The 17,402-nt window shown below is 39.3% G+C and carries 18 protein-coding genes and 1 other RNA gene; 14 read left to right on the top strand and 5 right to left on the bottom strand.

Annotated elements, in window-relative coordinates; translation table 11 throughout:
* Nucleotides 1-76: 76 nt before the first annotated feature.
* From cshA to BQ5341_RS09280, 5 genes are all read left to right on the top strand, one after another.
* The gene (gene cshA / locus BQ5341_RS09300; RefSeq protein ID WP_071131712.1) at nucleotides 77-1,672 is read left to right on the top strand and encodes a degradosome RNA helicase CshA; all 1,596 of its coding nucleotides are present in this window, start codon (nucleotides 77-79) and stop codon (nucleotides 1,670-1,672) included.
* 101 nt (nucleotides 1,673-1,773) lie between these two features.
* Nucleotides 1,774-2,124 (top strand): holo-ACP synthase, encoded by a 351-nt coding sequence (gene acpS / locus BQ5341_RS09295; protein WP_071131711.1) that lies wholly within the window; start codon nucleotides 1,774-1,776, stop codon nucleotides 2,122-2,124.
* A gap of 69 nt (nucleotides 2,125-2,193) precedes the next feature.
* Nucleotides 2,194-3,330, top strand: a complete 1,137-nt coding sequence (gene alr / locus BQ5341_RS09290; RefSeq protein ID WP_071131710.1) for an alanine racemase — start codon at nucleotides 2,194-2,196, stop codon at nucleotides 3,328-3,330.
* 35 nt (nucleotides 3,331-3,365) lie between these two features.
* Nucleotides 3,366-3,740: a type II toxin-antitoxin system PemK/MazF family toxin gene (locus BQ5341_RS09285; protein ID WP_071131709.1), complete on the top strand. Its 375-nt coding sequence runs from the start codon at nucleotides 3,366-3,368 to the stop codon at nucleotides 3,738-3,740.
* 40 nt (nucleotides 3,741-3,780) lie between these two features.
* Nucleotides 3,781-4,056 (top strand): hypothetical protein, encoded by a 276-nt coding sequence (locus BQ5341_RS09280; RefSeq protein ID WP_071131708.1) that lies wholly within the window; start codon nucleotides 3,781-3,783, stop codon nucleotides 4,054-4,056.
* 47 nt (nucleotides 4,057-4,103) lie between these two features.
* Here BQ5341_RS09280 and BQ5341_RS09275 read toward each other — a convergent pair whose 3' ends face one another.
* The gene (locus BQ5341_RS09275; RefSeq protein ID WP_071131707.1) at nucleotides 4,104-4,481 is read right to left on the bottom strand and encodes a pyridoxamine 5'-phosphate oxidase family protein; all 378 of its coding nucleotides are present in this window, start codon (nucleotides 4,479-4,481) and stop codon (nucleotides 4,104-4,106) included.
* A gap of 323 nt (nucleotides 4,482-4,804) precedes the next feature.
* Here BQ5341_RS09275 and BQ5341_RS09270 point away from each other — a divergent pair, with 323 nt between their 5' ends.
* Nucleotides 4,805-6,541 (top strand): ABC transporter ATP-binding protein, encoded by a 1,737-nt coding sequence (locus BQ5341_RS09270; protein ID WP_071131706.1) that lies wholly within the window; start codon nucleotides 4,805-4,807, stop codon nucleotides 6,539-6,541.
* Nucleotides 6,531-8,420 carry an ABC transporter ATP-binding protein gene (locus BQ5341_RS09265; protein ID WP_071131705.1) on the top strand — a complete coding sequence of 630 codons (1,890 nt, stop codon included), beginning with the start codon at nucleotides 6,531-6,533 and terminating at the stop codon, nucleotides 8,418-8,420. The genes BQ5341_RS09270 and BQ5341_RS09265 overlap by 11 nt, the downstream gene beginning before the upstream one ends.
* Before the next feature lie 90 nt (nucleotides 8,421-8,510).
* On the opposite strand, the gene BQ5341_RS09260 is transcribed toward BQ5341_RS09265, so the two are convergent.
* From BQ5341_RS09260 to BQ5341_RS09245, 4 genes are all read right to left on the bottom strand, one after another.
* On the bottom strand, nucleotides 8,511-8,987 hold the full coding sequence (locus BQ5341_RS09260) for a universal stress protein (protein WP_071131704.1): 477 nt from the start codon (nucleotides 8,985-8,987) through the stop codon (nucleotides 8,511-8,513).
* A 74-nt stretch (nucleotides 8,988-9,061) separates the two neighbouring features.
* Nucleotides 9,062-9,334 carry a hypothetical protein gene (locus tag BQ5341_RS09255; RefSeq protein WP_071131703.1) on the bottom strand — a complete coding sequence of 91 codons (273 nt, stop codon included), beginning with the start codon at nucleotides 9,332-9,334 and terminating at the stop codon, nucleotides 9,062-9,064.
* A 68-nt stretch (nucleotides 9,335-9,402) separates the two neighbouring features.
* Nucleotides 9,403-9,595: non-coding RNA, 6S RNA (gene ssrS / locus BQ5341_RS09250), on the bottom strand.
* 95 nt (nucleotides 9,596-9,690) lie between these two features.
* Complete coding sequence (locus tag BQ5341_RS09245; protein WP_071131702.1) at nucleotides 9,691-10,977, bottom strand: replication-associated recombination protein A; 1,287 nt, start codon at nucleotides 10,975-10,977, stop codon at nucleotides 9,691-9,693.
* A gap of 121 nt (nucleotides 10,978-11,098) precedes the next feature.
* On the opposite strand from BQ5341_RS09245, the gene BQ5341_RS09240 reads away from it, so the two are divergent.
* The 7 genes from BQ5341_RS09240 (at nucleotide 11,099) to dtd (ending at nucleotide 17,286) form a co-directional block, all read left to right on the top strand.
* On the top strand, nucleotides 11,099-11,725 hold the full coding sequence (locus BQ5341_RS09240) for a DNA-3-methyladenine glycosylase (RefSeq protein ID WP_071131701.1): 627 nt from the start codon (nucleotides 11,099-11,101) through the stop codon (nucleotides 11,723-11,725).
* Nucleotides 11,715-12,185, top strand: a complete 471-nt coding sequence (locus tag BQ5341_RS09235) for a DUF3013 family protein (protein ID WP_071131700.1) — start codon at nucleotides 11,715-11,717, stop codon at nucleotides 12,183-12,185. Before BQ5341_RS09240 ends, BQ5341_RS09235 begins: the two co-directional genes overlap by 11 nt.
* 9 nt (nucleotides 12,186-12,194) lie before the next feature.
* Nucleotides 12,195-13,139 (top strand): 50S ribosomal protein L11 methyltransferase, encoded by a 945-nt coding sequence (gene prmA / locus BQ5341_RS09230; RefSeq protein WP_071131699.1) that lies wholly within the window; start codon nucleotides 12,195-12,197, stop codon nucleotides 13,137-13,139.
* A gap of 1 nt (nucleotide 13,140) precedes the next feature.
* A complete protein-coding gene (locus BQ5341_RS09225) occupies nucleotides 13,141-13,890 on the top strand; it encodes a 16S rRNA (uracil(1498)-N(3))-methyltransferase (RefSeq protein ID WP_071131698.1) in 750 nt (249 codons plus the stop codon).
* Nucleotides 13,887-14,480: a hypothetical protein gene (locus tag BQ5341_RS09220; protein WP_071131697.1), complete on the top strand. Its 594-nt coding sequence runs from the start codon at nucleotides 13,887-13,889 to the stop codon at nucleotides 14,478-14,480. Before BQ5341_RS09225 ends, BQ5341_RS09220 begins: the two co-directional genes overlap by 4 nt.
* A 144-nt stretch (nucleotides 14,481-14,624) precedes the next feature.
* A complete protein-coding gene (locus BQ5341_RS09215; protein WP_071131696.1) occupies nucleotides 14,625-16,838 on the top strand; it encodes a RelA/SpoT family protein in 2,214 nt (737 codons plus the stop codon).
* Nucleotides 16,839-16,851: 13 nt separating this feature from the next.
* Complete coding sequence (gene dtd, locus BQ5341_RS09210) at nucleotides 16,852-17,286, top strand: D-aminoacyl-tRNA deacylase (protein WP_071131695.1); 435 nt, start codon at nucleotides 16,852-16,854, stop codon at nucleotides 17,284-17,286.
* The last annotated feature ends 116 nt before the right edge of the window (nucleotides 17,287-17,402 follow it).

Here is a 17,402-nt window from a genome sequence, read left to right as displayed (position 1 = left end):
TTTTTTCGTGGTATGATAACTTGTCGTTCTAGGTAATTCTATTAAGATAAAATAAATTTTTCAGGAGGAACAATATTTGAAATTTCGTGAACTAGGCTTAGCAAAGGATTTACTAAGTGCCGTTGAAAAAGCCGGGTTTGAAGAAGCAACCCCAATCCAAGAAGCAACGATTCCACTAGCACTTGCAGGACGTGACGTAATTGGACAAGCACAGACGGGGACCGGGAAAACCGCGGCTTTTGGCCTGCCTATGATTCAAAAAATTGATGTTAAGTCAAACAATTTACAAGGGTTAGTGATTGCCCCAACACGGGAATTAGCCATTCAAACTCAAGAAGAGTTGTATCGCTTAGGCCGTGACAAAAAAATCAAAGTCCAAGTCGTCTATGGTGGCGCAGATATTTCTCGCCAAATTCGGGGCTTAAAAGATCATCCACATATCGTTGTGGGGACACCCGGACGTCTGTTAGACCATATTAATCGCCACACTTTGAAACTAGCTACGGTGGAAACCTTAGTTTTAGATGAAGGCGACGAAATGTTAAACATGGGCTTTTTAGAAGATATTGAAAAAATCATCAAAGAAGTGCCAGAAGAACGCCAAACGTTACTGTTTTCAGCAACGATGCCTGATGCTATCAAACGCATTGGTGTGCACTTTATGAAAAATCCCGAACATGTCAAAATTAAAACTAAACAAATGACCGCTGAACATATTGAACAATATTATGTGCGGGCAAAAGAATTTGAAAAATTTGATGTGATGACTCGTTTATTCGATGTTCAATCACCAGAATTAACGATTATTTTTGGCCGGACAAAACGTCGGGTTGACGAATTAGCTCGTGGTCTTGAAATGCGCGGCTACAAAGCGGAAGGTATTCATGGCGACTTGTCTCAACAAAAACGGATGAGCGTTTTGAAAAGTTTCAAGAGTGGTCAATTAGATATTTTAGTAGCGACAGACGTTGCAGCTCGTGGCTTAGATATTTCTGGCGTGACTCACGTTTACAACTACGATATTCCCCAAGATCCTGAAAGTTATGTTCACCGGATTGGTCGGACAGGTCGGGCCGGTAAATCCGGGGTTTCTGTAACGCTAGTAACGCCTAACGAAATGGGCTACTTGCACGTGATTGAAGATTTAACTAAGAAAAAAATGGAACCTTTGCGTCCACCAACGGAAAAAGAAGCGTTGGAAGGTCAATTGGGTGCTGCCGTTGAAGAAATTGAAGCTAAGTTAGATGAAAATGGTTTAGATTTCTACATGGAAACAGCTGAATCTCTCGTTGAAAAATACGAAGCAAAAGATTTAGTTGCGCTATTGTTAAAAACTTTAGCAAAACCAGCAACCGCTATTCCAGTGAAAATCACACCAGAACGTCCTTTGACTGGTAAAAAATTCGGCAAAAACAATCGTTCTACCAATCATAAAGATGGTGCCCGCGGGAATTCTCGTGACGGTCGTCCTCCTTACAATAAAGACAAGAATCGCAAACGCGACGATCGTTATAAAAAAGATGGCGAACGTGGCGGCAGCAGTAAAGGGAAATACGAAGGTAAAAATTACGATCGCAAAAAAAATGCGGATAAAAGTGGCAAACCCGCTTCTAAATCCAGCAATCGTAGTGGCGACCGGAAATTCACCGTCCGTCAAAAAAATGAAGGTTAACATATAAAGGTCAATCAAAATCGCTAGCCGCAAGGTGGGCGATTTTTTTCTGTCTTTTTTTCGATAATTTGGTAAAATGGTTAAGAACAGGGGGGGACGTTTTGATTTATGGGATTGGTCTTGATTTAGTAGAACTTGGACGTTTAAAAATAATTATCGAAGAACAGCCGCGTTTTCCACAACGAATTTTAACAACCGAAGAATTACGGATCTATGAACATTTTTCAAAAAGGCGTCAACTAGAATTTCTCGCCGGGCGTTTTGCTGGAAAAGAAGCTTTTAGTAAAGCTTACGGCACCGGTATTGGCGCTGTAAGTTTTCAAGATATTGAAATTTTAAATCACAAAAATGGACAGCCTTATTTAGCACAATCACCATTTTCTGGGAAGAATTTTGTAACAATTACCCATACGGAACATGCCGCTATGGCCCAAGTTATTTTAGAAAATTAATTTACCAAAAATTTAGGGACCGCGACAATATATACAGAAAACTAAGATGAAAATGAAAGAAGAATGGATATGATTACAGGATGGCATCGACCCACCCGCATTATTGTAGATCCACAAAAGATTACTGAAAATATTTTATCCCAACGAAAAATAATTGCTCCGGATAAAGAAATTTTTGCCGTGGTGAAAGCGAATGGTTATGGTCATGGAGATTTGGCCGTGGCGAAAGCGGCGTTAAAAGCTGGCGTGACTGGTTTTTGTGTCGCACTTTTAGACGAAGCGTTGCATTTGCGAGAAAATGGGATCACTGAACCGATTTTAATTTTAAATATGGTTGATCCGCAATTTTTATCATTAGCAAGTGAAAATAATTTATCAGTGACTTGCGGCAATCAGGAATGGTTGGATCAAGTGTTGGCGCAAATAAATCATTTGTCTATACAAAAACCATTGAAACTTCATTTGAAAATTGATTCTGGCATGGGCCGGATTGGTTTCTTTGATGAAAAAAGTTTGCAAAAAGCTGCTCAAATAATTTCCGATCATCCGCAATTGGAATTGGAAGGTATTTTTACTCATTTTGCTACCGCGGATGAGGCCGATGAAGAATATTATCAACATCAACTTTCTACCTTTAAAAAATTATTAGACACTTTGCCACAATTGCCTCGTTATGTTCATTCCAGTAATTCAGCCGCGGCTCTTTGGCATGAAGCCGGAGTGGGCAATATGATTCGGATGGGTATTAGTATGTACGGCTTGAATCCTTCAGGTAGCGCGCTAGTACTACCGGTGAATTTGCAGCCGGCTTTGGAACTGGTGAGCGAATTAATTCAAGTAAAATTAGTACCAGCTGATACGGGCATTAGTTATGGCAAAACGTATACGACCGACTGTCCACAATGGATTGGCACCGTGCCCATTGGTTATGCCGATGGATATTTACGAAGTTTGCAAGGATTTCATGTGTTAGTAGAAGGCGAGCTGTGCGAAATTGTTGGACGGATTAATATGGATCAATTAATGATTCATTTGCCGAAAAAATTTCCCTTGGGCACAAAAGTTACCTTAATTGGTGAGAATCGTGGTAAAATAGTGTCAGCACAAGATGTAGCCGATTTCGCGAAAACGATTCATTACGAAATTTGCTGTTTATTATCTGATCGCCTGCCACGCATTTACTTAGGGGAGCGCGATCAAAAATAATCTTTTCATTTTAAAGAAAGTTAGGAGGTGAAAATTTGGTCAAAAGAGGCGATATATATTTTGCTGACCTTTCGCCGGTCATTGGAAGCGAGCAAGGGGGCGTGCGCCCGGTGCTTATTGTGCAAAATAATTTAGGAAATCATTTTTCGCCAACAGTTATTGTGGCGGCCATCACAGCGAAAATGGCTAAACCAAAATTACCCACCCATATCGGGATTAACGCCGAGCAAACAGGTATCGAAAAAGATTCGGTTATTTTAACGGAACAAATCCGCACCATTGATAAGTCACGTTTAAAAGAACGGGTTTGTCATTTGTCGGTGGAATTGATGGCGCAAGTCGATCAAGCATTGAAAATTAGCTTAGGCGTGGAGCAAGTAGCGCCAATCGGAATAGAAATCAATACATAAACTTAAAGATGAGGCGACTCATCTTTTTTTTGGAGGTCAAATGGGTTATTTTGTTGTTACTGTCATTGCGCTTGTTTTTTTCATTCTTCTAGTCAAAAAGTTTCGCCAAGTAAAATTGAACAGACGGACAGTCGAAATGTTTGCTGAAATCTTAACCGTCGATTCAAAACTAAAAAAAGTAACTTTACAAACTAAAAATGGAATCTTCACTGTGACAGCTAAGCCGGCGATGTATCAAGAGTTAAAAGAAAAAATGCGCGGAGTAGCGGTGATCGCCGATGAAAAATTAATTGATTTTTCACCCGTGACGAAATAAAAAAAGCTGGAACAAAAAAGAATTTTCTTTTTTGTTCCAGCTTTTATTTAAATTTTTTGAGCTAATTTTTTTCCAGTTAAAACTAAGACCCGAGTTAAAAATGGAAATTCAGTATGCATTTGGTCATATATTTTTCCATCGTCTAAGAAACTTGCTTCTGCCGTCAAATGAAATCCGGTTCCCGGTCCAATTAAGCCGGTGACTTCTCGGGCACCAATGACCATTAAGACTTCTGGATTTTGATTAATATCTTTTTCAATCGCGTGCATGCCAGCAGCGGGAATATATAATGTATCTTCCTGATTATCAGCAACACGGATATAAGAATTCCACGTGTTAGCCAGATGAAATCCATCATTCGCCTCGGTAATTAAAGTGACTACGCCTTCGTATTTTAAAACATCGAGAAAAGTTTGCGTAAACATATAATCCTCCTTCAATTGTGTGCTCTTTTGTTGAACACCAGTTATTTTATTTTTTGAAATGCTTTTTACTTCTTCAGTATAAAATTCCAACTAGGTCCGGTCAAACACTTTGCCTCCTCCAAAAGTGAAAATGAAAAAGGAGAGTCACCGCGAAGAAAGATTGAAATGACACGGTTCTCATGAAAGAAAACAAGATTTCTCGAGGCTAAAATGCTTGCTTAATCTATAAATTATAGTTTATAATTGCTAAGAGTCAAAAATTTTCATCAGTGGTTTTTTAGGAATTTTTACTTAAGTAATGTTTGAAAGAATGGAGGCTTTACATGATCAAAGTTTTAGCACGACAGATTGGAGAATATAAGAAAACATCGATTCTCACACCGATTATGGTGCTGGGTGAAGTGATTCTGGATATTATTATCCCTTTAATTATTGCTGCTCTTATTGACCAAGGAATTCAAAAACAAGATCAAGGTGCAATTTTATTTTATGGGGCGATTTTACTTGTTTGTGCCCTTGTGGCTCTTTTTTTTGGCACAATGTCGGGGCGTTTTGCTGCCATTGCCTCAGCTGGATTTGCCAAAAATTTACGAGGGGCGATGTTTAAAAATATCCAAAGTTTTTCTTTTTCCAATATTGATCGCTTTTCCACCAATAGTTTAGTGACCCGTCTAACAACGGATGTTACTAATGTTCAAAATGCTTATCAAATGATTATTCGGATGCTGATCCGCTCACCATTAATGTTGATTTTCTCATTGATTATGAGTTTTACCATTAATGCTGAATTGGCCTTGACCTTTTTAGTAATTTTGCCAATTTTGGGTGTCGGATTATATGTTGTAGTCCGTTTAGCTCATCCCTTATTTGAAAAAGTTTTTCGGACGTATGACAAAATGAACAATGTTGTTCAAGAAAATTTGCAAGGGATTCGCGTCGTGAAATCTTACGTTCGTGAAGATCATGAAATCGGCAAATTTAAAAAAGTTTCCAAAGAAATTTATCAATTATTTTCAAAAGCTGAAAAAACGGTTGCCTTTAATACACCGATGTTGCAATTTTGTATGTATACTACGATGTTACTCTTGTCTTGGTTTGGGGCTCATTTGATTGTCGATGGTTCCATGAGCACAGGGGAATTGGTGTCGATGTTCACTTACGCTACGCAAACGTTGATGAGTTTAAATATGTTATCCATGATTTTTGTCATGGTGCTGATTGCCCGCACGAGTAGCGAACGGATTGTGGAAGTTTTAGAAGAACAATCTGATTTGAAAAACAACGAGGTTGCTTTAACTGACGTGGCAGACGGGTCTGTTGAATTTAAAAATGTTTCTTTCAGTTACAACGATGATCCAGAAAAAATGGCCTTAAAAAATGTTTCCTTAGCGATTAAACCTGGCGAAGTGGTGGGGATTGTCGGCGGAACAGGGAGTGCCAAATCTACGTTAGTCCAACTGATTCCACGCCTTTACGATACAACGCAAGGGGAAATTTTAGTCGGCGGTAAAAATGTGAAAGACTATGATTTAGTCACTTTGCGGGATAATGTGTCGATGGTTTTGCAAAACAATGTCTTGTTTTCAGGCACGGTAGCTTCTAATTTACGTTGGGGCGATGAACAAGCAAGCGACCAAGAGTTAAAAGAGATGACTGATATTGCTCAAGCGACTTCCTTTATTGAAGAATTGCCAAAACAATTTAATTATCCTATTGCTCAAGGTGGCTCCAATGTTTCCGGTGGTCAAAAACAACGGCTAACCATAGCACGCGCCTTATTGAAAAAACCTAAAATTTTAATTTTAGATGATTCTACTTCGGCCGTCGATACGAAAACCGATACGCAAATTCGTCAAGGATTGAAAACGAAAATTCCTGGCACCACTACTTTTATTATTGCCCAACGGATTAATTCAGTGATGGATGCTGATCAAATTTTTGTTTTAGATCACGGCAAAATTGTTGCTAACGGAACACACGATGATTTATTAAAAACGAGTGATGTCTACCAAGAAATGTATGACACACAACAGAAAGGATTTGGTAGCCATGCAGAATAATAAAAAACAAAATCTCCGGGGACCAAATCGCCCAGCTGTCACTTTAAAACGTTTATTTTCTTATATGTGGACGGATTACAAACTTCAATTAACTGTCGTGGTCCTTTGTATTTTGCTTTCCGCCTACGCCAATGTCCGCGGATCACTTTTTTTACAAGTGGTGATTGATGATTACATTACGCCGATGTTAACTACCGGTAGTCGTGATTTTTCTGGACTTGTTACAGCAGTTTTCACTATGGCCGCCATTTACTTTGTGGGGGTCATCACAACTTGGATTTATAATTATGTGATGGTGACTGTTTCTCAAGGTACCCAGAAAAAAATTCGGGACGATCTTTTTGCTCATATGGAAACTTTGCCGATTCGTTATTTTGATCAACGGAGCCAAGGGGATATCATGAGTCATTACACGAATGATATTGATACTTTGCGCCAAATGATTTCCCAAAGTATTCCTAATTTATTTGCCGCAGCGGTGACCTTTATCTCGGTTTTCATTGCTATGTTCTCTGTTTCTGTTCCTATGACTGTCTTTGTTATTTTCTCTGTTTCGATTATGATGGTGACGATTCGTTCGATTTCCGGTAAAGCCGGCAAATATTTCGGCGCCCAACAACAATCTTTAGGGAAAGTAAATGGTTATATTGAAGAAATGATTCACGGTCAAAAAGTTGTCAAAGTATTTAACCACGAAAATGAAGCAGTGGAAGGCTTTGATAAGTTAAATGAAGAACTTCGCAGCAACGCCACCAATGCTAACGTGCGGGCCAATAGTTTGATGCCAGTCATGATGAACTTGTTAAATATTCAATACTGTTTAATTGCAGTCATTGGTGGTTTATTATCTGTTCGCGGCGCCATTCAATTAACTGTCGGGCAACTGGCTTCTTTCTTACAATTGTCTCGTTCATTAAATAATCCAATCGCCCAAATTTCTCAACAAATTAACTTTGTGATTATGGCACTAGCTGGTGCGGATCGGATTTTCTTATTAATGGATGAACATAGCGAAGTGGACGACGGTTATGTCACACTCGTTAACGTTCAAAAAAATGGTTCCGAATTAACTGAAACACCAGAACGTACTGGCGTCTGGGCTTGGAAACATCCCCATGAAGATGGCACCATTACTTTTACAGAACTTACTGGTGATGTAGTGTTTGAAGATGTAAATTTTGGTTATTACGATGACCGAATGATTTTAAAAGACATCCAACTTTACGCCCGTCCTGGTGAAAAAGTCGCCTTCGTTGGTGCTACTGGTGCTGGGAAAACGACCATTACCAATTTGATTAATCGATTTTACGATATTCAAGAAGGTAAAATTCGTTATGACGGAATCAATATTCAAAAAATCAAAAAAAATTCTTTGCGTCATTCGTTAGGAATTGTTTTACAAGATACGCATTTATTTACTGGTACGGTAGCTGAAAATATTCGTTACGGAAAACTCACGGCAAGTGATGAAGAAGTTCGTAAAGCAGCAGAGCTTGCTAATGCTGATGAATTTATCGAAAACTTAGCGCAAGGCTATGACACAGTTATTACTGGCGACGGGGAAGGACTTTCTCAAGGGCAACGGCAATTATTAGCCATTGCTAGAGCAGCGATTGCTGATCCGCCGGTAATGATTCTGGATGAAGCGACTAGCTCCATCGATTCTCGAACAGAAGGCATCGTTCAAGCAGGGATGGACTCATTAATGCATGGACGGACTGTCTTTGTCATTGCCCATCGTCTGTCAACAATTAAAAATTCTGATGTAATTATGGTCTTAGATCACGGCCGGATTATTGAACGTGGCGACCACGATAGCTTATTAGCTGAAAAAGGGGTTTACTATCAACTTTACACCGGCGCTTTAGAACTAGATTAAAAGATATTTTTTAAAATGAAACAGACCGCCAAAAGTTAGCTAAAAAGCTAATCTTTTGGCGGTCTGTTTTTATTTGTTAAATTAAAAAAATTATTTAGCAGAGTCAGCTACGGGGAGTTTATTTGTTTCATCGGTGCGGACAACTAAAACGTCGCAAGAAGCGTTACGAATCACATATTCAGAGACAGAACCAATAAATAAGCGTTCGACGGCATTTAAACCAGTGGCACCAAGCATAATTAAATCGACATGATTTTTAGTGGGGATATCTTTGGCGATAATGGCTTTAGGCGATCCGTATTCTACAACATAACTTACTTTTGTGACGCCATTTTCTTTAGCATAGCGGACATAATCGTCAAGAGTTTGTTTCGCCATTTCAGTTGCTTGTTCAGCCATCATACCATCAAAGCTAGAAATGGTTTGAAAAGCGCGCGTATCAATGACATGAACTAATAATAATTCACCATCGTTACGTTGCGTAACACTGACCGCTTTTTTAAAGGCTAACTCGGCTTCATCGGATCCGTCGACGGCCACCATGATTTTATCATATTGTTGTAACATATTTCCCCACTCCTTTAGTTTTTCTTACACTTTTAATTGTAAACGTAAATCAATGAATAGAGAAATATTTCAACTTAATTTTTCAAACGGCGGGTGATAGTCGTACTAAAAATAAAAGAGGTCAAAAGAACAATAATGACCATTAGTAAAGCTAAATTTTTAGTGGCGAAAAATCCAACGATAACACTCATAAATCCTTCAATTAAAAAAAGTCGCGCAAAAGTTTTGGTGATTTTTTCACCGTCGATAATTCCGATTTGAGTTAAAAAAGTTGCGCCGACTTTAAAAAAAGCAATCGAAATTAAAATTAAGAAAAAACCTAAAACAAACATTAAAATAGCGTTCACAAAAATTCTCCTTCATTTAAAAAAGCAATCTACCGCGAAGGTAAATTGCTTTTCATTTTTTCATAAATAAGAAATCCGTCGATGCCGTATTCCGTCTTATAGTATTGATCCCGCAGTAAGCAGGTGGGATCTACCCGCAGGCTAATTCACTACCAAATGAGAAGGCGTGTGGCATAGACTGACAAGGCAATTGATCCCGAGATATCAATAAGAATGTTCGGTCAACACAGAAAAAAGACAACTCGTACATCACAGATTTCTTATACTTATAATAGCACGGACATTTGAATTGTGCAATTAGTTATCACTATTTTTAGCTGGTGAAAAGCCAGTTAAGCAAACGCTGTCTTGAAGCCTTATTTACCGCGGGATTTTTTCTTCCGCTCTTCTAATTGGTCATAGCGATGTTTCAAAGCTTGCTCATATTTGCCAGAAGTTTTCGGTACATAATAATGAGCAGAAACTAAAGTGTCAGGTAAATATTGTTGATCCACCCAATAATCGGGAAAATTATGAGGATATTGATACGTTAAACCGTGGCCTAATTTTTCACTGCCTTTATAATGGGCATCTTGCAAACTTTTTGGAACGAGTCCGCCGTGCCCGGCATAAATATCTGCTAAAGCAGCGTCAATTGCTACGACACCAGAATTTGATTTTGGCGATAAACATAAATCAATTACCGCATCAGCTAAGGGAATCCGGGCTTCAGGAAATCCTAATTTTTGCGCGGTTTCTATTGCCGACACAGTTCGCTGACAGGCGGCCGGATTGGCTAAACCAATATCTTCATAGGCAATAACTAGTAAACGCCGACTAATGGAAATCAAATCGCCAGCTGCAACTAGCCGAGCTAAATAATGAATGGCGGCGTCGACATCGGACCCGCGAATCGATTTTTGAAAAGCGGAAATCACATCGTAATGGGCATCGCCATCTTTATCATGAGAAAAAGCTTTTTTTTGCAAACTTTCTTCAGCAATGGAAAGAGTAATGACAATTGTTCCGTCTTCATTGGGTGGAGTAGATTTCACCGCCAGCTCTAAAGCATTTAAAGCAGAACGCATGTCGCCATTGGCACTATAAGATAAATGATCATAAGCCGCCTCAGCAAGTTCGACTTGATAATTTCCTAAGCCCCGCTCTTTATCGTGGAGGGCACGAGTGAGGCCGATTTTAATATCATCAGGCGTTAACGGAGTGACTTCAAAAATTTGCGTCCGGGAACGAATCGCCGGGTTAATCGATAAATACGGATTTTCAGTCGTTGCGCCAATTAAAATAATCCGGCCACTTTCAAGATGAGGCAGTAAAAAATCTTGTTTCGTTTTATCTAAGCGATGAATTTCATCTAATAATAAAATGACTCGGCCGCTCATTTTGGCTTCTTCAGCAACAATTTGTAAATCTTTTTTGGAGTCGGTGGCGGCATTTAAAGAACGAAAGGCATATTGAGTGGAGCCGGCGATGGCAGAAGCAATACTAGTTTTCCCGGTTCCCGGTGGACCATATAAAATCATGGAAGATAATAATTTGGCTTCTACCATCCGCCAAATAATTTTGCCAGGACCGACCAATTGTTTTTGACCAATGACTTCATTAATATTTTCCGGGCGCATCCGGTAGGCAAGTGGTTTTTCCATAACGACTCCTTTCCGTTATTTTGTTATTTTTACTTGTTGTTTTCATTAAGTATAGCACAATTTTTTAAGAGATTTTTCGCCTGGCGCTTGGCAAGTCATAAAAAAATGTTAAAATACAGTTATGCTAGTAAAAGATATTTTTCAATTAGAAAACACCGCTTTAATTGCTGAAAAATTATTAGGTCACTTGCTGACCTTTGAAACACCGGCCGGAATTGTGTCGGGCTATATTGTGGATTGTGAGGCGTACGTCGGTCCACTTGATGCAGCCAGTCATAGTTTTGGCGGCAGGCAAACGCCACGATTACGTGCGATGTATCAAAGCGCCGGCACCATTTATGCCTATATTATGCATACCCATTTGCTTTTAAATTTGGTGACACAAAAATCCGGGTCTCCCCAAGGGGTGATGATTCGCGCCATTGAACCTGCTGCAGGCTTAGAAATTATGGAGAAAAATCGAAATAAAGTTGGCGTCAATCTTACGAATGGTCCCGGAAAACTCACCCAGGCGATGGGTTTAACCAAAGATATTTATGGGACGAATATTTTTTCAGGACCGCTGAAAGTTAGCGATATTAAAAAAACGCCCGTTAAAATAATTACGGCCCCAAGAATCGGAATTCCTAATAAAGGTGTGTGGACATTGGCGCCGCTGCGCTTTTATGTTGCCGGCAATCCTTATGTCAGTCAAATAAAAAAAAGTGAAGTCGATGAATTTCACGGATGGAGTCACTATGTCAACTGATGCAATTGAATTTTTAGTAAATTATGCCCAAGAAAAATTAGCGCCTTATGAAGGAGAAGTCGTTTGGAATTCTAAAGATCATACGATTGAAATTATCGCGAGCATTTTTGCAGCCAACGAGGATCGGATTTTATTAGAAGATGCCAACGATCTGAACTCTAATGAAGAGTTGGTAGAATTTAGCGATGGTATTTTATTTTTCGACCAAAAGAAACGACCAAGCACCACCGATTATTTAGTTTTATTAGCCTTTGATCGCAAAAAAGGAATTTCCACTGCTTTATTGCAAGGAGCGATTGATTATTTTGTGGAGTTACTTGCAAAAGGGCAAGATGATTTAGTGACATTTTTAGCAGATGAGCAGGCGGAAATTTTTGAATTGACTTGGGATGAAAGTCGTTTCCAACAAATCGTTAAACAATATGGTGATATGGTCTTTTTGCCATATCCGAAATTTTAGGAGAGACATATGAAGTGGACAGAAATTAAAGTCAGTATTGATACTGAGGCCATTGAAGCGGTCAGCGAAATATTAATGAACTTAGGTGCTCAAGGGGTGGAAATTCATGATCCAGCCGATATTATTCAGTACTCCGATCATTTTGGCGAAATTCTTGATCAAAAAGAATTCTATTTGACGGCAGAACCCACTGTGAGTGCTTATTTTCCAGAAAATGTTTTTGTGCCAGAAATACTGCCAGATGTAAAAGAAAAAATTCTTCAGCTGAAAACTTTTGGCCTAGCTATTGGTAGCCATCAAGTGACGCTGAATACTTTAGAAGAAGATAATTGGGAGCAAGCTTGGAAAAAATATTATCACCCGGTGCAAATTTCTCGTTTTCTAACGATTGTCCCTGACTGGATAGCTTATCAAGCCAAAGATAAAGAAGAAAAAATGATTAAGATTGATCCTGGGATGGCTTTTGGTACCGGCACTCATCCAACGACTCGTTTAAGTTTGCACGCCATGGAGCTATACATTCGGCAAGGAAATTCGGTTTATGATGTCGGGACTGGTTCAGGGATCTTAAGTATTGCGGCCAAACTTTTTGGCGCAGGCGACGTGACGGCTTTTGATCTTGACGATCTGGCGGTGAAAAAAGCGCAAGAGAATTTCAGCTTAAATCCAGCCGCTGATGATATTACAGTGAAAGCCAATGATTTATTAAAAGGAATTAAACAGCCCGTGGATCTCATTGTTGCTAATATTTTAGCAGACGTAATTATTCGACTTTTGCCAGATGCGAAGCGGTTGTTAAAACCTAGCGGCACTTTGATTTTATCAGGTATTATTGAAGACAAAGCTGAAGAAGTGGAAGCAGCACTGACTAAGAATCATTTACAAATTGTTGAACGCCTATCAAGTGGCGACTGGGTAGGGCTTGTGGTTAGTCATCCGGAAGTGTTGGTTTAAGATGCAAAGATATTTTATTTCTCAGCCAATTGTAGAAAACCAGCAAGAATTACCAAACGAAATTTATCATAATGTAAAAAATGTGATGCGTCAAAAAGTCGGCGGGCAATTTGAACTAGCTGATGGCAAATCGGCCTTTGTAGCAACCATTGTTTCTTTAAATGAAACGTTAATCGTCACTCTTGATCATAAAATCAGCGAAGAAAAAGAAATGCCGGTGCATTTTACGATTGCTTGCGGATTTCCTAAAGGGGAAAAATTAGAATTTATCGCCCAAAAAGTCACCGAGCTAGGGGCGGCGGCTTTGATAGCTTACCCAAGTGCGACAAGTGTAGTGAAATGGAATGAACAAAAACTGCAAAAAAAAGCCGAACGACTAAAAAAAATTATGCAAGAAGCTAGCGAACAAGCTCATCGAACAGTTGTGCCGGCGGTGACTCTTTTTAAAAGCGCCAATGAATTTTTAGATATTTTTTCGACATTTGATTTTATTTTGGTCGCTTATGAAGAAGAGGCCAAGCGGGGCGAAAAAAGTCAACTGGTAAAAAGTTTGCAACAGATGCCAAAAGATAGCCAAGTTTTAGTTATTTTTGGACCAGAAGGCGGCTTTACCCCTGCAGAAATCGAAAATTTTTTATCATTAGGAGCTGAGAGTATGGCATTAGGTCCGCGGATCATGCGAGCTGAAACAGCACCAATGTATGTCTTAAGTGCGGCAAGTTTTGCTTTTGAGTTAGGAGGTCTGTTATGAAAAAAATTAATGCACTACTGAGTAATCAACAACATCCCGACGATTTTTTAAAATCATTTGCCGAGTTACCTGATGAGTTATTGATTTTTCCATCTTGGTTGCCACGGTTTAAATATTTTACTGAAAAAACACCAAAACAAATCGATACGGTGATTGATTTTCCTTTAGGCAACGGGACGCTAGCTAAAAAATCTTTTGAATTAGCGCAAGCTTGTGAACAAGGAATTGAAACGGCGTACGTGATGGTGACACCGCGTTTTTTGCAAATAGAAGATTTCACCCAATTAGCTGAGGAAATGAATCTATTGCAAGGAGTTAGCGCCGGTCGATGCCTGTTAAGTTTTTTAATTGATTTGAGTCAGTTAAAAGAAGGCGCCAAGTTGGACTTTGCCGATTGGTTGAAAACCCAAACTTTTCACAATTTAACTTTTTTTATAAATGAAGAGTTAACAGAAAATGATTTAGCGATTTTTCATTTTGCCATTGGGGAGACCGTGAACTTACAATTATTGGGAGACGTTAGCAAGTTGACCGATCCAGAAATTTTGGAGCGCTACGAGATTGCAGCGATTATTTCTGACCTGGCGTGAAGCGCGCTGTGAAAAAAATTTGAAAAAAGCTTCAAAGTCTTGTATACTTTCATCAATGATTACCTGACAGCGTAGGTCTGGCCGCCATTTGGTCACCTGCGCTTTTGAAATTTTTTTACAAATTTGAAAATAAAGAGGGATTTTATGCCAAAAGAACCAGTTTTAACCGGGAGTGCGGTCATAAAACTTGTCAGCACTTATATGGATCAAGAACACGCTAGCTTCGTGGAGCGAGCTTATGAATATGCAGAGGCTGCTCACCAAGGACAAGTCCGCCAATCAGGCGAACCATATATTATTCATCCGATTCAAGTGGCCGGCATTTTAGCAGATTTACGAATGGATCCACATACAGTGGCCACCGGATTTTTGCACGATGTCGTTGAAGATACACCGGTGACTTTGACGGATTTAAAAAAAGAATTCGGTCCAGATGTGGCGATGTTAGTGGACGGCGTTACAAAACTCGGGAAAATTCATTATCAAAGTCATGAAGAACAACTAGCAGAAAATCACCGGAAAATGCTTTTAGCAATGGCCCAAGATTTGCGCGTCATTATGGTGAAATTAGCTGACCGTTTGCACAATATGCGGACGTTGAAACATTTAAGAGAAGATAAACAAAGAAGAATTGCTAAAGAAACATTGGAAATTTATGCGCCACTCGCTCATCGTTTAGGGATGAGTCGAATTAAATGGGAGCTGGAAGATACTTCTTTGCGCTATTTAAATCCGCAACAATATTATCGCATCGTTCACTTAATGCAAAGTAAACGAAAAGAACGGGAAGAATATATTTCCCGGACAGTTGATGAAATTAAACAGTCAACAGAAGAATTAAATATTTATGCTGAAATTTATGGACGGCCGAAACATATTTATTCCATTTATCATAAGATGAAAGATCAGAAAAAACAGTTTGACGAAATTTATGATTTATTAGCTATCCGGGTAATTGTCGATTCCATTAAAGATTGTTACGCCGTCTTAGGGATTGTCCATACGAAATGGAAACCCATGCCGGGGCGCTTTAAAGATTATATTGCTATGCCTAAAACGAATCTTTATCAATCGTTGCATACGACGGTCATTGGTCCGCAAGGTCGGCCAGTGGAAATTCAAATCCGCACCGAAGAAATGCACGAGATTGCTGAATTTGGGGTAGCGGCGCACTGGGCATATAAAGAAGGGCGCACCGATAAATTAGAAGACAACGATATGACCCGCCAACTAAGCTGGTTTCATGAAATTTTGGAATTGCAAGACGAATCGTATAATGCATCAGATTTTATGGAGTCAGTGAAAGGCGATATTTTTTCTGACAAAGTTTATGTCTTTACGCCAAAAGGGGACGTCACCGAGCTTCCGAAAGGTTCCGGCCCACTGGATTTTGCTTACAGCGTGCATACTGAAGTGGGAAATAAAACCACCGGCGCCAAGGTGAACGGGAAAATGGTTCAACTAGATTACAAATTAAAAAATGGTGACATTATCGAAGTGATGACTTCGCCGAATTCATTTGGCCCTAGCCGTGATTGGCTGAAAATGGTGGCCACTAGTAAAGCTCGGAATAAAATAAAACGTTTCTTTAAAACACAAGATCGTGAAGCTAATATTGCTAAAGGACGCGAGCAAGTCAATAGTAATTTGTTGGAAATGAATTTTGTACCAAAAGAAATTGTCACTAAGAAAAAAATGTCTGAAGCTTTGGAACGGTTTAATTTTAATACGGAAGATGATTTATTTGCCGCCATTGGTTACGGAGAATTATCGGCGCAAATGTGTGCCAATCGCTTAACCGAAAAAGAACGCCACGCCAGAGAAATTGAACGGCAAAAACAAGAAGTAGATGATTTAGTCAATCAACCAGTTAAAAAAGAGCCAGAAAAAATGAAAATTCGCCATGAAGGTGGCATTGTTATTCAAGGGGTGGATAATTTACTTATTCGCTTGTCGCGCTGTTGTAATCCGGTGCCAGGCGATGAAATTGTTGGCTATGTGACAAAAGGACGGGGAATTTCCATTCACCGCAAAGATTGTCCCAATGTTAAACATGCCGAGGAGCTGGATGAACGTCTGATTGAGGTGGAATGGGAAGATAGTTCGAATATTAAACAAGAATATGCCGCCGATCTTGAGGTGTATGGCTATAATCGGAACGGTTTGTTAAATGATATTTTGCAAGTTCTTTCGCCCATGACTAAAAAATTAGACAAAGTCGAAGCTAAACCGGCTAAAGATAAAATGGCCATGATTCACTTGAATTTTTCTATCCAAAATCTGACTCACTTACAACAAATTGTCGACAAAATAAAATCCGTGCCTGATGTATATTCGGTGCGGCGGACAAATGGTTAGGATTGATCGTTAAATGAAAATTATTTTGCAAAAGGTAAGCAGAGCTAAAGTTGTCGTTGAAGAAAAAATCGTCGGCGAAATTGGACAAGGCTTTTTACTGTATGTCGGCTTTACTCAAGCCGACACGGTAGAAAATGCCCAAAAATTAGCTGAAAAAATTACTAAGCTGCGGGTTTTTCCTGATGATCAGGGGAAAATGAATCTGAGCTTAGCGCAAGTGGGCGGCGAAATTTTATCCGTCTCGCAGTTTACGTTGTACGGCAATACGAAAAAAGGCAATCGTCCTAGTTTCACGGAAGCATTAAGCGGGGAGGAGGCCGAAAAGTTATATACGACCTTTAATGAACATTTAGCCAAATTTTTCAAAGTCGCTACCGGAATTTTCGGTGCCGATATGCAAGTGTCCAGCCTTAACGATGGTCCTGTGACATTTATTTTAGAGAATTAAAAAATTTTTGGCCTTTAAGGAGCATTTCGGTGCTTCTTTTTTTTGTGATTTTAAATAACCGAACTTTAGCGTTACGTTTTTTTCATAGTTAGAAAATATTATTTGAGCCATTTTAT

The sequence above is a fragment of the Enterococcus timonensis genome (genome assembly GCF_900104595.1).
Classification (GTDB): domain Bacteria; phylum Bacillota; class Bacilli; order Lactobacillales; family Enterococcaceae; genus Enterococcus_J; species Enterococcus_J timonensis.
The sequence above is the reverse complement of the archived record's forward strand: the minus strand, read 5'-3'. Positions and strand labels throughout refer to the sequence as shown.